Raw genomic sequence first — 21,594 nt, forward strand, 5'->3', positions numbered from 1 at the left:
CGATCAGATGCGGATCGCGCGAAGACGTCCTGATGGCCTAGAGCCGAGATGCAAAGCACGTCGGCTGCAATTCGCTAATGCCCGGTACGGAGATTTCAGCTTCGCGTTCGATCTGGAATTTTGTGCAGTTTGTTTCAGACGACACTCCATTTTCAGCACCAGGAGATTGATCAAATGCAGACACCTACGCCAAACCCACGGGGAGCAGAGTTCTGGAACAGCACCATGGGGCACTCATGGGTTTCGCAGCAAGCCGTGATCAGCGAAGTCTTCACGTCGGTCACCAACGTCAGCCTGGGTGCCGCGGCGGCAAAGCCGGGTGAGCGTGTCATCGATATCGGATGCGGCACCGGTGACACAGTGTTGGCGTTCGCCAAGGTTGTTGGTCCGTCGGGTGCTGTGGTGGGTGTCGATATCTCGGTCCCGATGCTGGATCTGGCCAAGCATCGTGTCGCCGAGGCGGGATTTGGCAACGTGACCTGTGCGCTGGCCGACGCAACGATCTACGGCTTCGAACCGCGCTGGGCGGATCTGGTGTATTCGCGTTTTGGCCTGATGTTCTTCGATGACCCGGTCAGGGCCTTCACCAACATCCGTAGCGGCATGAAAGCGGGCGGGCGGCTGGTGTTCGTCTGTTTTCGCACCATGCCGGAGTCGCCGTGGTTTCGCGTACCCATCGAGGCGGCCCGACCGCACGTGCCGCCACAGCCGCCGCTCGATCCATTGGCGCCCGGGATGTTTTCGTTCGCGCGCGAGGATCGCGTTCGCGGCATCCTGACCGAGGCCGGGTTTCACGAGATTGCGCTGAAGGCCACCGACGTGCCGATCGATGGCGGCGACATCGCGCAAAGCATGGCCTTCATCACGCAGGCCGGCCCGCTGCCTGCGCTGCTCGAGAATGCCACGGACGATCAACGTCATCGCGCCGTGGAAGCGGTACGCAACGCGCTCGCCGCAAGCCTCGGAGCTGATGGCCGCGACCTGCATGTGGGTCTGTGGCTGGTGTCGGCACTCGCCTAGCGAGATGCTGCCTGCTGGATCGTGAAGACAGATACCACGCCATCCGCGCCGCGCGGCGCCTTCTGTAATCAGAGCGGCGAAACGAGATGCAAAGCTCGGCGAAGCGAGTCGCGAGAACGTGGATGCATGACTCAACGATCGCGCAACACATTCGGTGTCGTCCCTGCGAAGCAGGGACCCATAACCATAAATGCTGATTGTCTCGTGGCGGTGGAACGACGGGTCCCTTCAACAACATAAGCCGCGGCGTATGGGTCCCGGCCTTCGCCGGGACGACACGTGGAGGGAGCTACGCGCCCGAATCCACGCGAACGACGCGGACGGAACGGCAGCGTAAGCTACCGCTCCTGCCGCAGCCCCGCCTCCAGCCGCACCAGCTCGGCGTCGAGGTCGCGCTCGACATCGGCCACCTGCATGTCGACCACCCGATAGTCGCGCGCCTCGAGCCAGGCTCTGCGCTTGGCACGGTCGGCACCGATGGCCTCGCTCTCGTTCGGGTTGACCAGCTCGATCGCAAGCCGGTGCACGAAGGAGACGAAGTCGGGGATGTGGCGGCCGACCGGGGTCTGGCGCTTGAACTGACCGGCGAAGCGGCGGTCCCGCGTCAGCGCCTGCCACAGGGTCCGTTCGGCGTCGGTCGGGTTGCGGCGGAGCAGCCGGGCGAGGCCGCGCACCGTGCTGCTGCTGTCGGCGGTCGCGCCGCCCTGCCCCTGCTCGGCGAGCAGCGCCCGCAAGCGCGTCGCCTGGGCGCCGTCGAGCACCCCGCCCTTGGCCGGGCCCTTGCGGCCCTCGGCGATCGCCATCACCACCCCATGAAGCGTGTGCATGTCCTGCTTGGTCGGATCCATCCTCGTGAAGATGTTGCGCAGGTTCACCAGCATGGTGTCGCGCTTCTCCGCCGGTCGCAGGAACTCGACCTTGTCGAGCTCGGCGACGAGGTTGTCGAAGAACGCCTGCATCTGGTGCTGGGAGGCCGGCTCGGACCGCTCGGGCATCGCGAACGGCAGCGTGCCCGTGGTCGACAGCTTGAACCACTCGTAGCCCATCAACAGCACCGCCTGCGCCAGATTGAGCGAGGCGAAGCCTGGGTTGACCGGGAAGGTGATGATGCGGTTGGCGAGCGCGACCTCCTCATTGGTCAGGCCGGCGCGCTCGCGCCCGAACAGGATGCCGGCGCCGCCGCCCGACGCGACATGGCCGACGATCTCACCCGCCGCGCCCTCCGGCCCGACCACCGGCTTGGCCTGGTCGTGGGCCCGGGCGGTGGTCGCAAACACCAGCGTGAGATCGGCGATCGCCTGCTCGACGGTGTCGAACAGCTCGACGGAACCGATGATGTGGTCGGCGCCTGCGGCGGCACGCTGGGCGGCAATGTTCGGCCAGCCGTCGCGCGGGTTGACGATGCGCATCCTCGACAGCGCGAAGTTGCCCATCGCGCGCGCGGCCATGCCGATGTTCTCGCCAAGCTGCGGTTCGACCAGGATGACGACGGGACCGGCAAGGTCGTGCCCTGCCTTGGTCTTGTCGGTGCCGGACATCTCAGTTCACTTTCTGATTCAACGTCTGAAGATTTTGAATCAGCTTCCGAGGACGCTGATTCAAAGTCTCATACTGGTCCCCGCAACCAGCTTTGCACCGGTTTTGTGCGGGACCAATTTCTCCAAGCAGATAACAGGGTTAGCGGCGATTGCGAATCCTGAATCGGAATCCCGATCGCACAGAACGAGGCCCGCCGCTTGTGCGCGCTTGGCCTTCGGATAGGCTATCAACCACAACCAAAGCGAAGCTGTAAAGGCACGCTTGAGACGCCGGTTGAACGGCGAGGCACTTTGGACCGAAGCACTTTAGGTCGAAGCACTTGGGTCAAAGCACATTGGGGGGACGACGATGCGGGGCAGATGGACGCTGGCGATTGTGGGCCTGATCTTGATCGTGGCGGGGGGCCTGCTCGCTCACCTCACGCAGACCGCAGGCGGCATCCGGATCGAGGATGTCAGGTTCAAGGGCGCCAAGGGCAACACCATGAGTGCCCTGCTCTATGTCCCGCCGAACGCGACCGCGCAGATTCCGGCGCCCGGCATTCTCGCCGTTCACGGCTACATCAATTCTCGCGAGACCCAGGACGGCTTCGCCATCGAGTTCGCCCGCCGTGGCTATGTCGTGCTGGCGCTCGACCAGACCGGCCATGGCTACAGCGACCCGCCCTCCTTCGCCAACGGTTTTGGCGGACCTGACGGCCTTGCCTATCTCCGCAGCCTCCAATTCGTCGACAAGGAGAATATCGGGCTCGAGGGCCATTCGATGGGCGGCTGGACCGTGCTGGCCGCCGCCGCGGCGATGCCCAACGACTACAAGTCGATGGTGCTGGAGGGCTCGTCCACCGGCAAGCCATTCGCCGCCGAGGGCACGGCGAACTGGCCGCGCAACACCGCGCTGGTGTTCGCGCAGTACGAGGAATTCCCCGATCTGATGTGGAGCGTCCAGCTCACCCGCGACGTCACCACGAGCCCGAAGCTCTGGGCGCTGTTCGGCACCCAAGGCGCGGTCGAGCCGGGCAAGGTCTATGGCGATCCAGCCAACGGCACCGCGCGGGCGCTGTACACCCCGGCGATGACCCATCCGGCGGAGCACATCTCGCATGAAACGATCGGCTACAGCCTGGACTGGTTCGCCAAGACGTTGAAGGGCGGCACCCCGCGCCCGGTCGACGATCAGATCTGGTTCCGCAAGGAGATCGGCACGCTCATCGCCCTCATCGGTTTCATTGCCCTTGTCATCGGGACGTTCGACGGGCTGCTGGAAGCCAAGACGTTCTCCCGCCTCCGGCTGCCGGCGGTTGCCGACGGCACCATGCCGCCGCATGAGGCTGCCAAGGGCCGGCGCTGGACCACGGCGTTCATCCTGTCCGCCTTCATCCCGGCGCTGACCTATTATCCGGCCTTCGCGCTGGGCGGCACCTTCGTGGCCCCCAGCGCATTCCTGCCGCAGGGCATCACCAACCAGATCCTGGTCTGGGCCATCATCAACGGCCTGATCACGCTGGCGCTGATGCCCTTCGCCCCAAGGCGCACCACCCGGGCCGGCCTCGTCGGTCAATCCATCGTGATCGCGCTGGCTTCGGTCGCGGTCGGCTACGCCGCGCTGTGGCTTGCCGACCTCGCCTTCAAGATCGACTTCCGCTTCTGGATCGTCGCACTCAAGTTGATGAGCGCGAAGCAATTCCTCATCTTCCTGATCTATCTGATTCCGTTCACGGCGTTTTTCGTCGTGGCGCTGCACGTGCTGCACCGGAATTTCTCGACCATGGATGCGCCGCGCGGGGCGCTGTACCTGACCAACATCCTGGCGCTGACGTTCGGTTTCATCGTGTTGCTGGTGCTGCAATACGGCACGCTGTGGCTGACGGGGAAGCTGTTCAACCCGGTCCCGGACCCCGGTTTCGTGCCGCTCTCGACCATCGTCGCGATCCAGTTCGTGCCCCTGCTCGCGATCGTCGCCGTGATCGCGACGTTCACCTGGCGGCGGACCGGATCGAGCCTGCCGGGCGCCCTGATCGCGGGCCTGTTCGTGACCTGGTACATCGTGGCCGGGACCGCGACGCAGGCGGCGTTTTAGATGGTTTTCAAGCGAAGCGGGCACCGGTTCGCGTGAAGAAAACCCGTCAAGAACAAGGGCCGAGAGGCGCTATTCTGGTCCGTCCAGAATGGCGGTTCTCGGTGAAAAGATGGGCTGAAAGTGCATAACCGGTGCGCTTTCGCCCGCCCCCGGGCGGTGCTATAGCGCAGGCGTATTTTCCACCCCCGCCGTCAAAAGCGCGCCGTTCCCAAGAGGGCCTCCCCGTCATGGCAAAAATCAAGGTATCCAACCCCGTCGTCGAGCTCGATGGCGACGAGATGACCCGGATCATCTGGCAGTACATCAAGGACAAGCTGATCAACCCGTTCCTGGATGTCGAACTGCTCTATTTCGATCTGGGCATGGAATACCGCGATGAGACCAACGACCAGGTGACCATCGACGCCGCCGAAGCCATCAAGAAGGTCGGCGTCGGCGTCAAATGCGCCACCATCACTCCCGACGAGGCCCGGGTGAAGGAGTTCGGCCTGAAGCAGATGTGGAAGTCGCCGAACGGCACCATCCGCAACATCCTCGGCGGCTGCATCTTCCGCGAGCCGATCATCTGCAAGAACGTGCCGCGCCTGGTTCCCGGCTGGACCAAGCCGATCATCATCGGCCGCCATGCCTATGGCGACCAGTACCGCGCCACCGACATCAAGTTCCCCGGCAAGGGCACGCTGTCGCTGAAGTTCGTCGGCGAGGACGGCACCGTCATCGAGAAGGAAGTGTTCAAGGCGCCCGGCGCCGGCGTCGCGATGGAGATGTACAATCTCGACGACTCCATCACCGATTTCGCCCGCGCCTCGTTCAACTACGGCCTGATGCGCAACTACCCCGTCTATCTGTCGACCAAGAACACGATTCTGAAGGTCTATGACGGCCGCTTCAAGGACATCTTCCAGGACGTCTTCGACCGCGAGTTCAAGAAGGAATTCGACGCCAAGGGCCTGACCTACGAGCACCGCCTGATCGACGACATGGTGGCCTCGGCGCTGAAATGGTCCGGCGGTTATGTCTGGGCCTGCAAGAACTATGACGGCGACGTGCAGTCCGACACCGTGGCCCAGGGCTACGGCTCGCTCGGCCTGATGACCTCGGTGCTGCTCACCCCGGACGGCAAGACCGTGGAAGCCGAGGCCGCCCACGGCACCGTGACCCGCCACTACCGCGAGCACCAGAAGGGCAAGGAGACCTCGACCAACTCGATCGCGTCGATCTTCGCCTGGACCCGTGGCCTCGCCCATCGCGCCAAGCTCGACAACAACGAGGCGCTGGCCAAGTTCGCCACCACCCTGGAGAAGGTCTGCGTCGCCACCGTCGAAGAGGGCTATATGACCAAGGACCTCGCGCTCCTGGTCGGCGCCGACCAGCGCTGGCTCTCGACCACCGGATTCCTCGACAAGGTGTCCGACAACCTCGTGAAGGCGATCGCGGCCTGAGGCCGTCATCCTGGGAAGACAGGTGCGAGCATGACCATGGCCCTTGTCAGAGCCGTCGTGCTCGCATCGTTCTCGCTAACCGCGTCGGCGGCATTCGCTGCCGATCCCCTGCCCGACGCCGTCGCGGCGCCTGGCGAGTCCAAGATCCTCACCGTCCATGCCGAGGGCGTGCAGGTCTATGAGTGCAAGCCGGTCAGCGACGGCAAGCTCGCCTGGTCGTTCCGCGAACCGGTCGCGACCCTGATCGCCGACGGCCGCACGGTCGGCCGGCATTATGCGGGTCCGAACTGGGAGCATGTCGACGGCAGTGTCGTGACCGCCCGCACCGCCGGCAGCGCACCCGGCACCACCGCCGCCGATATTCCCTGGCTGAAGCTCGAGGTGATCGCCCACCGCGGGAACGGCCTGCTCTCCGGCGTCGCAACCGTGCAGCGGATCAACACCTCGGGCGGCGAGCTCAGCGGCGCCTGCGACAAATCAGGCGCGCTGAAAGGCGCGGCCTACTCGGCGGATTACGTGTTCCTGCGGCGGGACTAAGCGTTTTCGAGCGAAGTGGATACCGGTTCGCGTGAAGAAACGCGCCAAACGAAGAATCGAGAGCCTCGTTCCGATTCAATCGGAATGATGTTCTAGTCGCGGATGCCGCCGTCGGTCTCGCGCGGCGCCTGGGCGATCTCCGCGGCGGCCAGGTCGCCGCCGGCCGCAAGCGGATCGGCAAGCCGCGCCTCCGCGGTCTCCCGGACATGCGCGGCGAGCGCCGGCATGCGCTCGATCAGGGCATGGAAGTCCTGCGCATCGAGCACCAGGAGCTTGGTCTTGCGCGTCGCCGTCACCGTGCCGGAGCGGCTGGTCCGCCGCAGCAGCGCGATCTCGCCGAAGAACGCGCCGTCGGAAAGCCGCACAAGCTGGCTCGGCAGGTCGATCTCGACCTCGCCCGCGGTGATGAAATACATCGATGACGCCGCATCGCCGCGCCGCACCAGCACCTCGCCGGCCTCGATGGTCTGCGACCGCAGCAAGCGCATGATGTCGGAGATATCGGCGGCGTTGAGATGTGAGAACAGCGGCACCCGCGCCAGCATGCCCCAGGTCACGACGAAGTCGCGGCGCCGGACCTCGTCGGCGAACGCGGTCGAGATGATCGCGACCGGCAGCGCGATCATCGCGAAGCCGACCACGATCGCGACCACCGTGACGGTCCGGCCGAGCGGCGTAATCGGGACGACGTCGCCGTAACCGACGGTGCCGAGCGTCACGATCGCCCACCACATCGCCTGCGGCATGGTGCCGAACTTGTCCGGCTGCACCCTGTGCTCGATGGCATAGAGCAGCGAGGCAAACAGCAGCACGGCGCCGGTCAGGATCACCACGCAGCCGAACAGCGTGCGCCGCTCGGCATGTAGCGCCGCCAGCAGCGAGCGCATCGCGGTCGAATAGCGCACCAGCTTGAGGAACGGCAGCATGCCGAACAGCACCAGCGCGGTCTTGTCGCCGATCGCAAGCGCGACGGCCGACGGCAGGAAGGCCAGCAGGTCGATCACGCCGAGCGCCGAGAAGGCGTATTCCAGCCGCGCCCGCGCCGGCGTCATGTCGCGCAGCGAGTGGCCGACCACGCTCCAGAGCCGCGCGGCATATTCCAGCGCGAAGGCAATGACCGCCGCGATCTCGATGGTCGTCAGCAGCCAGCCGAACTGCGCGTCGATCTCGGGCACGGAGGCCAGGATCGCCGCCAGCACGTCGACGGCGATGATGGCGACGATGACCCGGGCAAACCGCAAGCCGCCCGAATGCGGCAGATCATCGCGTTCGAGCAGCTCGTAGATACGGTCGCGCAGCCCGGGATCGCCGATCGTGGGCTTGAGCGGAGCCGTCGCCACGATCAGCCTCTCCGTCAGGCGCCGGCCGATGCCTGTTGGGTCATGGCCTGTTCGATCGCCGACAGCGCGGCGTCGGCCTTGGCGCCGTCGGGCCCGCCGGCCTGCGCCATGTCGGGCCGGCCGCCGCCGCCCTTGCCGCCGAGCACCTCGGAGCCCTTGCGCACGAGCTCGACCGCGTTGAACCGCGCGGTCAGATCGGCAGTGACGCCGACCACGATGCCGGCCTTGCCGTCCTCGGTGACGCCGACGATCGCGACCACGCCCGAGCCGATCTGCTTCTTGCCGTCGTCGACGAGACTCTTGAGATCCTTGGTCTCGACGCCCTCGACCGCGCGCGCCAGCAGCTTGACATTGCCGACCTCGCGAACGGCCGAGGCGGCGCCGTTCGACGCACCGCCGCCGCCCATCGCGAGCTTCTTGCGGGCGTCAGACAGATCGCGCTCGAGCTTCTTGCGCTCTTCCATCAGAGCTGTGATGCGCGCCGGCACGTCGTCGATCGTGGTGCGCAACTCCAGCGCCGCGGTCTTGGCCAGCACGATGGTGTCGTTGGCGTGCTTGCGCGCATGATGCCCGGTCAGCGCCTCGATGCGGCGCACGCCGGACGCCACCGCGCCCTCGCTGGTCACCGAGATCAGGCCGATGTCGCCGGTGCGGCGGACATGGGTGCCGCCGCAGAGCTCGACCGACCAGCCAAGCGCGTTCTGGCCGTGATCGCGGGCGCCCTTGCCCATCGACACGACGCGAACCTCGTCGCCGTATTTCTCGCCGAACAGCGCGCGGGCGCCGGCCTCGCGGGCATCGTCGACGCCCATGACCCGGGTCGTGACCTCGTCATTCTCCAGCACGACATCGTTGGCGATGTCCTCGATCCGGGCGAGCTCTTCCGGCGTGATCTGCTTCGGATGCACGAAGTCGAAGCGCAGCCGGTCCGGCGTGACCAGCGAGCCGCGCTGCGCGATGTGATCGCCGAGCACCTGGCGCAGCGCCTCGTGCAGCAGATGCGTCGCCGAATGGTTGGCGCGGATCGACGAGCGCCTGGTGTGATCGACCTCGAGCTGCAATGTGGTGCCGACGCCGAGCGTGCCCTGCTCCACCGTGCCGAGATGCACGAACAGATCGCCGGCCTTCTTCTGCGTGTCGGTGACGCGGAACTTGACGCCCTCCCCGGTCAGCACGCCGGTGTCGCCGACCTGGCCGCCGGACTCGCCGTAGAACGGGGTCTGGTTCAGCACGATCGCGCCGCTCTCGCCGGCCTTCAGGCTCTCGACCTCGGCGCCGTCCTTGATCAGCGCCGTCACCGCGCCTTCCGCGCTCTCGGTTTCGTAGCCGAGGAATTCGGTCGCGCCGAGCTTCTCGCGCAGCGGGAACCAGATCGCCTCGCTCGCCGCCTCGCCCGAACCTGCCCAGGAGGCACGCGCCTTCACGCGCTGCCGCTCCATCGCGTCGGTGAAGGACGCCTGGTCGACGCTGATGCCGCGCGACTTCAGCGCGTCCTGCGTCAGATCGAGCGGGAAGCCGTAGGTGTCGTACAGCGTGAACGCGGTGTCGCCGTCGAACATGTCGCCCTTCTTGAGGCCGGCACTCTTCTCGTCGAGGATCGACAGGCCGCGCGCCAGCGTCTTGCGGAAGCGCGTCTCCTCCAGCCGCAGCGTCTCCTCGATCAGCTTCTCCGCACGGACCAGATCCGGATAGGCCTGGCCCATCTCGCGGACCAGCGCCCAGACCAGGCGATGCATTAGCGGCTCGCTCGCGCCCAAGAGCTGTGCATGGCGCATCGCGCGGCGCATGATCCGGCGCAGCACGTAGCCGCGGCCCTCGTTCGACGGCAGCACGCCGTCGGTGATCAGGAACGCGGACGAGCGCAGATGGTCCGCGATCACCCGATACGACCCAACGTTCTGCTCGTTCGGACCGTGCCCGAGGGTAGACGCGGCGGCATCGATCAGATTGCGGAACAGATCGGTCTCGAACACGCTCTCGACGCCCTGCAGGATGCAGGCCATGCGCTCGAGCCCCATGCCGGTGTCGATCGAGGGACGCGGCAGCGCTACGCGCTCCTCCTTCGTCACCTGCTCGTACTGCATGAACACCAGGTTCCAGAATTCGAGGAAGCGATCGCCATCCTCATCCGGGCTGCCCGGAGGGCCGCCCCAGATGTGCTCGCCGCGGTCGATGAAGATTTCGGAGCACGGTCCGCACGGGCCGGTGTCGCCCATCGCCCAGAAATTGTCCGAGGTCGGGATGCGGATGATGCGGTCGTCCGAGAAGCCCGCGATCTTCTTCCAGTAGCCGGCCGCCTCGTCGTCGGTGTGGTAGACGGTGACCAGCAACTTGTCCTTCTTCAGCCCGAAATCCTTGGTGATCAGATTCCAGGCGAGCTCGATCGCGCGCTCCTTGAAGTAATCGCCGAACGAAAAGTTGCCGAGCATCTCGAAGAAGGTGAGATGGCGCGCGGTGTAGCCGACATTGTCGAGGTCGTTATGCTTGCCGCCGGCGCGCACGCACTTCTGCGACGTCGTGGCGCGCTGGTAGCCGCGCTTCTCGACGCCGGTGAAGACGTTCTTGAACTGCACCATGCCGGCATTGGTGAACATCAAGGTCGGGTCGTTGCGCGGAACCAGCGGCGACGAGGCCACGATCTCGTGCCCGTTCTCCTTGAAGAAGTTCAGAAATGTCGACCTGATGTCGTTGACGCTGCTCATGTTCATCCAATCGGAAAAAGGGGCCGGCCAGCCGCAAAAAGGCGTCATTTTCCGGCCGAACGCTTTTAGACATTGCCAGCTGCGGTGTCCAGAAACTGTGCAGGCGGATCATGGGCTTGCCGCGGCAGCACAAAGCCCATTGGATAGTTGCTGCAGCTGCGTTGACAGTCTTGGTGGCGCCGTGTTTTCTACCTACCTATACCTAGTCACGTCGGGAGAGACCGGCCTTATCGCCGGCGCCGAAGGAGCAACCGCCCCGGAAACTCTCAGGCAAAAGGACCGCGTGACGTCTGACATCTGGAAAGAGACGCTGGGGTTCGCCCCGATGCGTCCGCCGACGGGATAATACTCTCAGGCACAGCGACAGATGGGGCTTTCTGCAGGTTTCTCAAGGGGAAATAGGTCCCCGGCGGGAACCGCGAGGGCCCTGTGATGCTTGCGCGCGAAACTTCCCCGCTGAAACAGACCCCGCTGCACGCGCTGCATCTGGCGCGCGGCGCCAAGATGGTGCCGTTCGCCGGCTATGACATGCCGGTGCAATACGCGGCCGGCGTGCTGAAGGAGCATCTGCACACCCGCAAGGAAGCCGGTCTGTTCGATGTGTCGCACATGGGCCAGCTCGTGCTGAAGGCCAAATCCGGCAAGGTCGCGGATGCCGCGCTCGCGCTGGAAAAACTGGTGCCGCAGGACATCGTCGGTATCGCGCCGGGACGGCAGCGCTACGCGCAATTCACCAACAATGACGGTGGCCTGCTCGACGACCTGATGGTGGCGAATTTCGGCGATCACCTGTTCCTGGTGGTCAACGCCGCCTGCAAGGCCGAGGACGAGGCGCATCTGCGTGCGAATCTCTCCGACGCCTGCGAGATCGTCTCGCTGGCCGACCGCGCGCTGATCGCGCTGCAGGGCCCGAAAGCGGAATCGGCGCTGGCGAAACTTTGTGCAGATGTCGGTTCGATGAAATTCATGGATGCCGGTCCGCGCCGCGTCGGCGACGTCGACTGCTTCGTCTCGCGCTCCGGCTATACCGGCGAGGACGGCTTTGAGATTTCCGTGCCCGCGGACAAGGTGGAAGCCCTGGTCACCGCGCTGCTCGACAATCCCGACGTGTTGCCGATCGGGCTCGGCGCGCGCGACAGCCTGCGGCTCGAAGCCGGGCTGTGCCTCTATGGCCATGACATCGACACCACGACGACACCGGTCGAAGGCGCGCTGGAATGGTCGGTGCAGAAGGTTCGCCGCAGCGGCGGCGCCCGCGCCGGCGGCTTCCCCGGCGCCGACAAAATTCTCGCGCAATTCGCAGATGGCGCTGCGCGCCGACGCGTCGGCCTGAAGCCTGACGGCCGCGCACCGGTGCGCGAAGGCGCCGCGCTGTTCGCCGATGCCGGCTCGACCGAGCAGATCGGCAAGGTGACCTCGGGCGGCTTCGGCCCGAGCCTCAATGCGCCGGTTGCGATGGGCTACCTGCCCACGGCCCTTTCCGCCGTCGGCACCACCGTTTTCGCCGAAGTGCGCGGCCAGCGGCTGCCGCTGAAAGTCGCCGCTACGCCCTTCGTCCCCAATACCTACAAACGCTGAACGCCAAAGGATCGACCCCATGACGACGCTGTACACGTCCGACCACGAATGGCTCCGCATCGAGGGCGACGTCGCCACGATCGGGATCACCGACTATGCGCAGTCGCAGCTCGGCGACGTCGTGTTCGTCGAACTGCCCAAGGTCGGCCGCAGCCTGAAGAAGGCCGAGGCCGCCGCTGTCGTCGAATCCGTCAAGGCCGCCTCCGACGTTTACGCGCCGATCTCCGGCGAGGTGGTCGAGGTCAACGACGCGCTCGCCGCCGAGCCCGCGCTGGTCAATTCCGACGCCGGCGGCAAGGCCTGGTTCTTCAAGCTGAAGATTGCCGACAAGGGCGAGCTCGGCGGCCTGATGGACGAGGCCGCCTACGCCGCGCACACCGCCTAAAGGATCACCCCGAGGATCACGTCATGAACGCGCCCTTCAAGCCGATCAACGAAGCCGCCACCGATTTCGTCCGCCGCCACATCGGACCGTCGCCGCGCGACGTCAACGCGATGCTGGAGACGGTCGGCGCCGCGAGCCTGCAGGCGCTGATGAACGAGACGCTGCCGGCGTCGATCCGGCAGAAGGCGCCGCTCGATCTCGGCCGGGCGCTGAGCGAGACCGAGGCGCTCGCGCATATGAGCGAGCTCGCCGCGCAGAACCAGGTGTTCACCTCGCTGATCGGCCAGGGCTATTCGGGCACCATCCTGCCCGCGGTGATCCAGCGCAACATTCTGGAGAACCCGGCCTGGTACACCGCCTATACGCCGTACCAGCCGGAGATCAGCCAGGGCCGGCTCGAGGCCCTGTTCAATTTCCAGACCATGATCTGCGATCTCACCGGGCTCGACGTCGCCAACGCCTCGCTGCTCGACGAGGCGACCGCCGCGGCGGAAGCGATGGCGCTCGCCGAGCGCCACTCGCAGGTCAAGGCAAAGGTGTTCTTCGTCGACAAGGAGGTGCATCCGCAGACGCTGGCGGTGATGCGCACGCGCGCCGCGCCGCTGGGCTGGGCGCTGGTGGTCGGCGATCCCCTGACCGAGCTCGACAACGCCGATGTGCTCGGCGCGCTGCTGCAATATCCGGGAACGTCGGGCGCAGTACGCGACCTCAAGCCTGCCATCGCGTCGCTGCGCGCCAAGGGCGCGCTTGCGATCGTCGCGGCGGACCTGCTGTCGCTGACGCTGCTCGCCTCGCCCGGCGAGCTCGGCGCCGACATCGCGATCGGTTCGGCGCAGCGGTTCGGCGTGCCGATGGGGTATGGCGGACCACACGCCGCCTATATGGCGGTGCGCGACACGCTGAAGCGCTCGCTGCCCGGCCGCATCGTCGGCCTCTCGGTGGATTCGCGTGGCCAGCCCGCCTATCGCCTCGCGCTGCAGACCCGCGAGCAGCATATCCGCCGCGAGAAGGCGACCTCGAACATCTGCACCGCGCAGGTGCTGCTCGCCGTGATCGCCTCGATGTATGCGGTCTATCACGGTCCCGAGGGCCTGACCCATATCGCACGCAGCGTGCATCGTCGCGCCACCGTGCTTGCGGCCGGCCTGCGCAAGCTCGGCTTTGCGCCGACCAGCGAAGCGTTCTTCGATACCGTGACCGTCGAGGCAGGTAGCAAGCAGATCGAGCTCGTCACCCGCGCGCAGGCGGAACAGATCAACCTTCGCGTCGGCGCGACCACGCTCGGCATCGCGCTCGACGAGACCTCGACGCCGGAGACGGTCGAGGCGGTGTGGCGCGTGTTCGGCGGCAAGCTCAGCTATGCCGAGATCGAGGCCGGCGCGCACGAGGCGCTGCCGAAGGAGCTGCGGCGCACCAGCGCCTTCCTCAGCCATCCGGTGTTCAATACGCATCGTTCCGAGACCGAGCTGCTGCGCTACATGCGCAAGCTCAGCGATCGTGACCTCGCGCTCGACCGCGCGATGATCCCGCTCGGCTCCTGCACGATGAAGCTCAACGCCACCACCGAAATGATCCCGCTGACCTGGCCGGCGTTCGGCAATCTGCATCCGTTCGCGCCGGCGGATCAGGCCAAGGGCTATCACGCGCTGTTCAAGCGGCTGGAGCAATGGCTGTGCGACATCACCGGCTATGACGCAGTCTCGCTGCAGCCGAATTCCGGCGCGCAGGGCGAATATGCCGGGCTGCTGGCGATCCGCGGCTATCACCTCGCGCGCGGCGAGCCGCACCGCAAGGTGTGCCTGATCCCCTCCTCCGCGCACGGCACCAATCCGGCCTCGGCTGCGATGGTCGGCATGGAGGTCGTGGTCGTCGCGTGCGATGCGCGCGGCGACGTCGACGTCAATGATCTTCGCGCCAAGGCGGAGAAGCACTCCGCCAACCTTGCCGCGGTCATGATCACCTATCCGTCGACCCACGGCGTGTTCGAGGAGCATATCCGCGAGATCTGCGACATCGTGCATGCCCATGGCGGCCAGGTCTATCTCGACGGCGCCAACATGAACGCGCAGGTCGGACTGTCGCGGCCCGGCGATTACGGCGCCGATGTCAGCCATCTCAACCTGCACAAGACCTTCTGCATTCCGCATGGCGGCGGCGGCCCGGGCATGGGCCCGATCGGCGTGAAGGCGCATCTTGCGCCCTATCTGCCGGGCCATCCCACAACTGACGGCACGACGGCGCACGCGATCGGCCCGGTGTCGGCCGCGCCGTTCGGCTCGGCGTCGATCCTGACCATCTCCTACATCTACATCCTGATGATGGGCGGCGAAGGCCTGACGCGGGCGACCGAGATCGCGATCCTCAATGCCAACTACATCGCCGCACAGCTGCAGCCGCACTTCCCGGTGCTGTACCGCAACGAGCGCGGCCGCGTTGCGCATGAGTGCATCGTCGATCCGCGGCCGCTCAAGACGACCAGCGGCGTCACCGTCGACGACATCGCGAAACGCCTGATCGACTACGGCTTCCACGCGCCGACCATGAGCTTCCCGGTGGCGGGCACGCTGATGATCGAACCGACGGAATCGGAATCGAAGTTCGAGATCGACCGGTTCTGCGACGCCATGATCGCGATCCGGGGCGAGATCGCGGAGATCGAGAAGGGCCGCTGGAAGGTCGAGGCCTCGCCGCTGCGCCACGCGCCGCACACCGTGCACGACATCGCCGACGATGCCTGGAACCGGGCCTACACCCGCGCCGAAGGCTGCTTCCCGGACGGCGTGTCACGGTCCGACAAATACTGGAGCCCGGTCGGCCGCGTCGACAACGTCTACGGCGACCGCAACCTGGTGTGCTCGTGCCCGCCGGTCGAGGATTACGCGCAGGCGGCTGAGTAAAGCGCACCATTGTTGCAGCTACGTCGTGCTGCGTCTCTGACGCGTGATTCACTCGGTGTCATTCCGGGGCTCGCGAAGCGAGAACCCGGAATCTCGATCCACGACTTCCGGATTCCGGATTCGCGACTTCGTCGCGCCCCGGAATGACGGACTGGCCCGCCCGCGGCAGGAGGAAACATGCGCGAGGAATTCTGGTTCCATTTCCCGTTCCGCGTCCGCTATTCGGAAGTCGACGCGCAGGCCGTGGTGTTCAACGCCCACTACCTCACCTATTTCGACACCGCCATCACCGAATATTTCCGCGCGCTCGGCTACGACTATCTCGGCGAGGTGGCGCGGACCGGCATCGACTTCCACACCGTGAAATCGGTCGTCGAGTACAAGGCTCCGATCCGGTTCGACGAGGACATCGAGGTCTGCGTCCGGGTCGCCAAGATCGGCCGCTCCTCGATCAATCTTGCGCTCGCGATCTTCGCCAAAGGCTCCGATGACCTGCGCGCCACCGGCGAGATCATCTGGGTCGCGACCGACCAGAAGACGCATCAATCGGTCGCGGTGACCGAGGATTTGCGGGCGCTGATCGCGAGCCGGGAAAAGGCGCTGGCGTAGAGATCAGAACGTCGCGTGCTGGCGTCGCTCGAACAAGCCTTACGGAGCGACGAGAGTGCGGCTCTCGGCGTCCCAGCGCCACAGCCGCTCATTGGTCAGTTCGGTGCCGCCCCACCAGCGATGGATCGTGTTGTACTGGCTGAAGTCGAGCTCGCGATCCGACACTTCCTGGCCGAAATCGGTGAGCGACAGCCGACTGTGCAGGAGTCGGTTGTTTCGGGCCTTCAGATCGTCGGGCGCTTCGATCTCCGCGGGGAATCCGGTCAGGACCGGTGATGGAGAATAGGCGAGCCGGTCCAGGATCAGCTCCGCTTCCTGAAAATCGAACACGCCGCGTTCCCGGTTCAGCTCGTTTGAAAGGACCTGTGGGCTTGTCTCGCCGTCGGCGACGAGATCCAGCATCCGCAGTTCGGACGCGCCGAGGCCGGTGTCTTGCCCGGGTAGCTCCTCCAGCAACGCAATCAGCGCCGCGCGGAGCTGCGGGATGGCCGACAGATCCTGCATGAGAAGGTCGAAACAGGGCTCGGGCGTCGGAGCGCGATAGGCATTCCAGGCGCGACCGGCCAATTCCAGCCGATCATCGGTCACCGCAAGTGCAGGCAATCGCCATTTCGCCAAGCTCTCGCCTCGGTACCTGCCGATCTCGACATCGGTCTGGACCAGCTTGAGCTTCGCTACGATGTGGCGGTGCGGGCGGAGCACGTCGAGCAACCAGGCCAGCACCAACTGGTCATTCGGCTGGGGATCAGCCCATAGCTCGACGCTATCGCAACGCTCGCACAACTCGACAAGCCCAATGTCCCGACCGATCGAGCCGGTCCATCTTGAACTGGCGAAGTCGAGCCAGTGCGTGTCGAAATCGACATGCTTTGCGGAACGCGGTTCCAGCAGGGTCGTGAGGTCATCCGACGAGGGCATTTTCCCCCAAACGAAGCGCGGCCTCAACCCGACGACGATGTCCGCCCTTCCCGCCTGCCTCAGGCGATAGCTCGCGAGTTCACTTGTCGCCAGGATCAGACTTGTCACGATGCTCTCCGGCTACGCGCGATGGCATCAGCACCGCAAGCTGAGGATCAACTGCTTTACAAAAGACACACAAAACCAAACGGGCGCCGAAGACGTCGGCAACTCAACGTCCTCAGCGCCCGCTTGCAGCGAAATGATTGAGACTTACTCCTCCGTCGGCTCCTCGCCCTCGGCGTCGCGTTCGGGCGTGCCGGCGAGGATCTGCTCGGAGATCAGGCCGGAGTTCTGCCGGATCGCGGCTTCGATCTTGGCGGTGATGTCGGGATTCGACTTCAGGAACGCCTTGGAATTCTCGCGACCCTGGCCGAGCCGCTGGCTGTCATAGGAGAACCAGGCGCCGGACTTCTCGACGATGCCGGCCTTGACGCCGAGGTCGAGGATCTCGCCCATCTTGGAAACGCCCTCGCCATACATGATGTCGAACTCGACCTGCTTGAAGGGCGGCGCCAGCTTGTTCTTCACCACCTTGACGCGGGTGGTGTTGCCGACGACTTCGTCGCGCTCCTTGATAGCGCCGATGCGGCGGATGTCGAGACGAACCGAGGCATAAAACTTCAGCGCGTTGCCGCCGGTGGTGGTCTCCGGCGAGCCGTACATCACACCGATCTTCATACGGATCTGGTTGATGAAGATCACCATCGTGTTCGACTTGTTGATCGAGGCGGTGAGCTTGCGCAGCGCCTGGCTCATCAGGCGGGCCTGCAGACCCGGCAGCGCATCGCCCATCTCGCCCTCGAGCTCGGCCTTCGGCACCAGAGCCGCGACCGAATCGATCACCAGCACGTCGACCGCGCCGGAGCGCACCAGCGTGTCGGCGATCTCGAGTGCCTGCTCGCCGGTGTCCGGCTGCGAGATCAAGAGCTCGTCGATGTTGACGCCGAGCTTGCGCGCATAGACCGGATCGAGCGCGTGTTCAGCGTCGATGAAGGCGCAGATGCCGCCCTTCTTCTGGCCTTCCGCCACCGTGTGCAGCGCCAGCGTGGTCTTGCCCGACGATTCCGGCCCGTAGATTTCGACGATGCGCCCCTTCGGCAGGCCGCCGACGCCGAGCGCGATATCGAGCCCGAGCGACCCCGACGACACCGTCTCGACATCCATCGAACGGTCGTTCTTGCCGAGCTTCATCACCGAGCCCTTGCCGAACTGGCGCTCGATCTGGGAGAGCGCGGCTGAGAGGGCCTTGGACTTGTCCATGGAGGATCCTTCGACGATACGCAGTGCGGTGGCGGACATTTGGGATGTGCTCCTTATGGCGGGGATTCGCTAGCGGGAAAACGGGCGACGAGATCGGGTGGAATACGTTGCTGATTGGAACCTCGTACCACGTTTGTTCTGCGTTCGCAATATGTTCTTTCGAACAGATCGGTACTGTCCGTATTTAAGTCCCCGTATCCTAGTTTGATTTTTGGGGTGTCCTTGTTCGGATTAAGCGAACGGAAACCGTAGCTTGGCCGATGTTCTCAGTAGGACTACCGAGGCACCCCACCAGATGTTCTACCCCCGTCCCGCCTTTGACCGAGATCAGGGAATTTAATCTTGAGAGAACGAACCGGGGGCAACGGAACGTGATACGATAGCATAATCACCGGCCAAGGCTTTGCCCGTAGGCGTCGGTGGCTGAGAGACCAACAGCGCTCCCGCCTGCATAGGAAGGGAGCGCGGCCATGCCGAACCATTCCACAATAGCGCACCGCGAGATGCAGCTTCGCCATCTGGAGCAAGCCGAGCGGCATATTGCCCAAGGCGAACGACACATTGCCGAGCAAGAGGGACTGATCGAGCACCTTGCCAATCACGGGCACGATCTAGCGGAAGCGAAGAAGCTTCTGGATAACTTCTACTCATGCCAGGTTTTGCACGTTCAGCACCGCGACCGAATCCGCAGAGAGCTGGGAGAGTAGAGGGCCACCTCAGTTGACGGCCTATTCTCATCTAGCGCACGATTAATTTCCTAGCGTGGCACAAACTGCACTTTGTTTTGGTGGTCATCCCGAGTTAGATTCCAATCTCACGCAGAGGTTGCGTCATGACCAGTGACCTACTTTTTAGAGCGAGCATTGTGGTGCTGGGGCTGTACCCCATTGCTATCGCTGCGATTGCAATATTCATGTGAGAAAGAGGCCGCCTCACTTGGCCGCCTCTTTCATTACAGGCCCTTCCCGTCGAATCGCTGCGACATATGACGTGAATCCGGGTCGCGTGAATGAGGTGCTGAAAGGCTCTCGAGATCGCGGCAGTCGAGAAGCGGCGCTATCTCGCAGGTCAGCTTGAACTATGAAGCCCGGCGCGAGCCGGGATTTTTCTTGGCCCAAAGAACGGCCCCAGCGAGGCGGTACACGCTGAGGCCAAGGCGGTTGGATCATCCATGAGATGACAGGCTCATCACATAAACAGGGCGCCTATGCCTACGATGAGCGCTACGAACGATATCGCCGCCAACGCCATGAAGCCGTACTCGACGCCGTCGTGGTGACTGAGCCTGAACATACAGAGAGCTTGCGCCACGGTCTTCGTGTCCGCATTAAAGTAGGCATGTCAGCGATAGCGCCCTAATTGCGGTTCCAAGCTTAACTTAAGCGAAGATTTTTGAAACGATTCCCTCGATGCCGCTTTTATTGCTCATGCAACAGGCGACCGAGGTTCATCTAGTCCGAGTGACGACCGATGACGGCGAGGTCCAAATCTGGCTCGCCGCGACCTCGCGCGAAGAAGCCGTTGACCGAGTGCTGGATGCAATCCCGGAGGGATGGGCTGTTAGCCTCATTCAGCGACAGCTGGCCGCCGATCACATCCCAATTCTCAACATGGCGGCCGGAGAAGTGCGCCGGCATCAGGTGTCCTGAAGAAACGGCCCCAGCGCGTTGGAACGAACGCTGAGGCCGCCTCACCGCGCCGCCACTGGGCAGGGACCGCTCCGAGTGTTGCGGCCCCAGCGAACTGGATTCTACATAAACAGACGGCCCCAGCACCCCGACAGGGAGGCTGAGGCCGAGGAGCGCCCGTGGGGTAGGGAAAGATTCTGGACACCCCCACCTGAAGCTAGAACCTCCATGGCGCGGAAGGGCATTTGCATAAGTGAATGAGTGTCCTGATTTCCCCAAGCGAGTGTCCCAACTAGGACAGCACCAACAGACCGGTGCCGGCCTGTTTCCATCCACAATGGCCTGCTTTGATTTTTCGAGTGGCCGGCTTGGGTTTAACCCCGTCGTAACCAAGGGTTAGCCGATGTTCTCGGTAGGACTACTGAGAAGGCCCTCAGATGTTCTGGCCCCATAATTTCCTGCGGGTCGCGATCTGTTCTCGCGGAATCTTTACTGGAACAATTGACCCGGCAGTGCCCTTATTTGGGGGCCCCCAGCCAGACAGGTAGCCCCCCGACTGCTGGAGGAAAACCCGCCTCCGGGACGGGTTGGCGGCCCCCTGTTGGGGCCGTTTAAAATTCCGTAGTTCTCCGGCCAAGAACAAAGTTCCGGCCATGCGACGCGCCTTGCGCCCGAAGTTCCCCTGATAATCAACAAGTTAACCTGACAGGCGCGACGGCGTCCGATAACGGCTGGCACAATCTGCATACTACCTTCGTATCCCTCCTGAGCCCTGGAAAAACTCCGTAGCGTTCGACGGAAGACTCGGGTTCCGCCAGCGTTCGTAACATTGGCCTGCTCCAAGCAGCGCGAATTGCGCGGCGCGGACAGGCAACATGGCTGGCGACCGTTCCGTGGCGACGCTGCCGGCGGACGAATCCTTTCCGGAATCCACAACGACGGCCCGAACGGGCGCGGCCTTTCACACGATCTTTTTACGGGTGCTGATCATTACTACAACTAATGGTTTAAATATCGACGACCGCCCTTCCTTCGCGGAACCGATACAGATGATCCACAGGGGCATCGAGTTCAGCGTCACTCAGCTGATGGCCGGCGTCTGGAAATGGCGCTTCCAGATCGGCGATCGCGTCTTCACGGGCAAGACCGAAGCAAAGCTCGATCTTCTGGCGATCCGCCGCGTGCAACTGCGGATCGATCGCGAGCTGAACAATCTGGGGCGGGAACGGACCCGCGGCAGCAATGGGGACTGAGGCACATTCTATCGTGCACGCCCCGGTGCCCTGACGCGCTGGCCTGCAGAGCTTCGGTTCTAATTAAAATTAGAACACACGAACCGGCGCCCGCTTCGCTCGAAAACGCTTCAGTCCGCGCTGGCCAGCCGCCGCATCGTGAACTCGATGTCGCCGCCGGGAAGCTCGCGCCAGCTCTCGACGGCGCTCATATAGGCCGCCTTCGGGTAGCGCTTGAGAAAGTCACGCGCCCTCACGCGGGCCTGATCGCGTGGCAGGCTGAAGGTCTCGCGCAGATAGCCGTCGTCCGGCTTTCGCCGCTCGGCCATCCGGCTGGCGAGATCGCGCGGACGAGACACCATGCCGCAACTCCGGACCAACTGACGACA

Annotated in this window: 17 protein-coding genes and 1 riboswitch; of the genes, 11 read left to right on the plus strand and 6 right to left on the minus strand. The window is 64.4% G+C overall.

Annotated elements, in window-relative coordinates; all coding sequences use genetic code 11:
- Positions 1–174: 174 nt before the first annotated feature.
- Complete coding sequence (locus ACVMIH_RS13865) at positions 175–1,020, plus strand: class I SAM-dependent methyltransferase (protein WP_456862204.1); 846 nt, start codon at positions 175–177, stop codon at positions 1,018–1,020.
- A gap of 338 nt (positions 1,021–1,358) precedes the next feature.
- On the opposite strand, the gene ACVMIH_RS13870 is transcribed toward ACVMIH_RS13865, so the two are convergent.
- A complete protein-coding gene (locus tag ACVMIH_RS13870) occupies positions 1,359–2,558 on the minus strand; it encodes a TrmJ/YjtD family RNA methyltransferase (RefSeq protein ID WP_456862206.1) in 1,200 nt (399 codons plus the stop codon).
- Positions 2,559–2,907: 349 nt separating this feature from the next.
- Between ACVMIH_RS13870 and ACVMIH_RS13875 the strand changes: the two genes are divergently transcribed.
- From ACVMIH_RS13875 to ACVMIH_RS13885, 3 genes are all read left to right on the plus strand, one after another.
- Complete coding sequence (locus ACVMIH_RS13875; RefSeq protein ID WP_456862208.1) at positions 2,908–4,635, plus strand: alpha/beta hydrolase family protein; 1,728 nt, start codon at positions 2,908–2,910, stop codon at positions 4,633–4,635.
- Positions 4,636–4,862: 227 nt separating this feature from the next.
- Positions 4,863–6,077 (plus strand): NADP-dependent isocitrate dehydrogenase, encoded by a 1,215-nt coding sequence (locus ACVMIH_RS13880; RefSeq protein ID WP_016848511.1) that lies wholly within the window; start codon positions 4,863–4,865, stop codon positions 6,075–6,077.
- 30 nt (positions 6,078–6,107) lie between these two features.
- Positions 6,108–6,614, plus strand: a complete 507-nt coding sequence (locus ACVMIH_RS13885; protein ID WP_456862209.1) for a DUF3455 domain-containing protein — start codon at positions 6,108–6,110, stop codon at positions 6,612–6,614.
- Between the two features lie 92 nt (positions 6,615–6,706).
- Here ACVMIH_RS13885 and ACVMIH_RS13890 read toward each other — a convergent pair whose 3' ends face one another.
- Both ACVMIH_RS13890 and alaS read right to left on the minus strand, forming a co-directional pair.
- The gene (locus ACVMIH_RS13890) at positions 6,707–7,957 is read right to left on the minus strand and encodes a cyclic nucleotide-gated ion channel (RefSeq protein WP_456866480.1); all 1,251 of its coding nucleotides are present in this window, start codon (positions 7,955–7,957) and stop codon (positions 6,707–6,709) included.
- Between the two features lie 11 nt (positions 7,958–7,968).
- On the minus strand, positions 7,969–10,656 hold the full coding sequence (gene alaS / locus ACVMIH_RS13895; RefSeq protein ID WP_456862211.1) for an alanine--tRNA ligase: 2,688 nt from the start codon (positions 10,654–10,656) through the stop codon (positions 7,969–7,971).
- Between the two features lie 202 nt (positions 10,657–10,858).
- A riboswitch (glycine riboswitch) is annotated at positions 10,859–10,947 on the plus strand.
- A gap of 141 nt (positions 10,948–11,088) precedes the next feature.
- On the opposite strand from alaS, the gene gcvT reads away from it, so the two are divergent.
- From gcvT to ACVMIH_RS13915, 4 genes are all read left to right on the plus strand, one after another.
- Positions 11,089–12,234 (plus strand): glycine cleavage system aminomethyltransferase GcvT, encoded by a 1,146-nt coding sequence (gcvT, locus tag ACVMIH_RS13900; protein WP_168854950.1) that lies wholly within the window; start codon positions 11,089–11,091, stop codon positions 12,232–12,234.
- 19 nt (positions 12,235–12,253) lie between these two features.
- Positions 12,254–12,619 (plus strand): glycine cleavage system protein GcvH, encoded by a 366-nt coding sequence (gene gcvH / locus ACVMIH_RS13905; RefSeq protein WP_057018368.1) that lies wholly within the window; start codon positions 12,254–12,256, stop codon positions 12,617–12,619.
- Between the two features lie 23 nt (positions 12,620–12,642).
- Positions 12,643–15,516: an aminomethyl-transferring glycine dehydrogenase gene (gene gcvP, locus ACVMIH_RS13910; RefSeq protein ID WP_456862213.1), complete on the plus strand. Its 2,874-nt coding sequence runs from the start codon at positions 12,643–12,645 to the stop codon at positions 15,514–15,516.
- A gap of 177 nt (positions 15,517–15,693) precedes the next feature.
- Entirely contained in the window at positions 15,694–16,125 is a 432-nt protein-coding gene (locus ACVMIH_RS13915; protein ID WP_225164343.1) for an acyl-CoA thioesterase, read from the plus strand.
- A 39-nt stretch (positions 16,126–16,164) separates the two neighbouring features.
- Here ACVMIH_RS13915 and ACVMIH_RS13920 read toward each other — a convergent pair whose 3' ends face one another.
- Both ACVMIH_RS13920 and recA read right to left on the minus strand, forming a co-directional pair.
- Positions 16,165–17,151, minus strand: coding sequence for a hypothetical protein (locus ACVMIH_RS13920; RefSeq protein ID WP_456862215.1), 987 nt, complete (start codon positions 17,149–17,151; stop codon positions 16,165–16,167).
- A gap of 144 nt (positions 17,152–17,295) precedes the next feature.
- Positions 17,296–18,384 carry a recombinase RecA gene (gene recA, locus ACVMIH_RS13925; RefSeq protein ID WP_028337774.1) on the minus strand — a complete coding sequence of 363 codons (1,089 nt, stop codon included), beginning with the start codon at positions 18,382–18,384 and terminating at the stop codon, positions 17,296–17,298.
- Between the two features lie 431 nt (positions 18,385–18,815).
- On the opposite strand from recA, the gene ACVMIH_RS13930 reads away from it, so the two are divergent.
- From ACVMIH_RS13930 to ACVMIH_RS13940, 3 genes are all read left to right on the plus strand, one after another.
- Complete coding sequence (locus ACVMIH_RS13930) at positions 18,816–19,052, plus strand: hypothetical protein (RefSeq protein WP_063790118.1); 237 nt, start codon at positions 18,816–18,818, stop codon at positions 19,050–19,052.
- A gap of 702 nt (positions 19,053–19,754) precedes the next feature.
- Entirely contained in the window at positions 19,755–19,994 is a 240-nt protein-coding gene (locus ACVMIH_RS13935) for a hypothetical protein (RefSeq protein WP_028337110.1), read from the plus strand.
- 1,028 nt (positions 19,995–21,022) lie between these two features.
- Entirely contained in the window at positions 21,023–21,226 is a 204-nt protein-coding gene (locus ACVMIH_RS13940) for a hypothetical protein (protein WP_028337111.1), read from the plus strand.
- A gap of 110 nt (positions 21,227–21,336) precedes the next feature.
- Here the strand turns inward: ACVMIH_RS13940 and ACVMIH_RS13945 are convergent, their stop codons facing one another.
- The gene (locus tag ACVMIH_RS13945; protein WP_016848527.1) at positions 21,337–21,567 is read right to left on the minus strand and encodes a hypothetical protein; all 231 of its coding nucleotides are present in this window, start codon (positions 21,565–21,567) and stop codon (positions 21,337–21,339) included.
- Positions 21,568–21,594 lie beyond the last annotated feature (27 nt).

The sequence above is a fragment of the Bradyrhizobium sp. USDA 4503 genome (genome assembly GCF_054055815.1).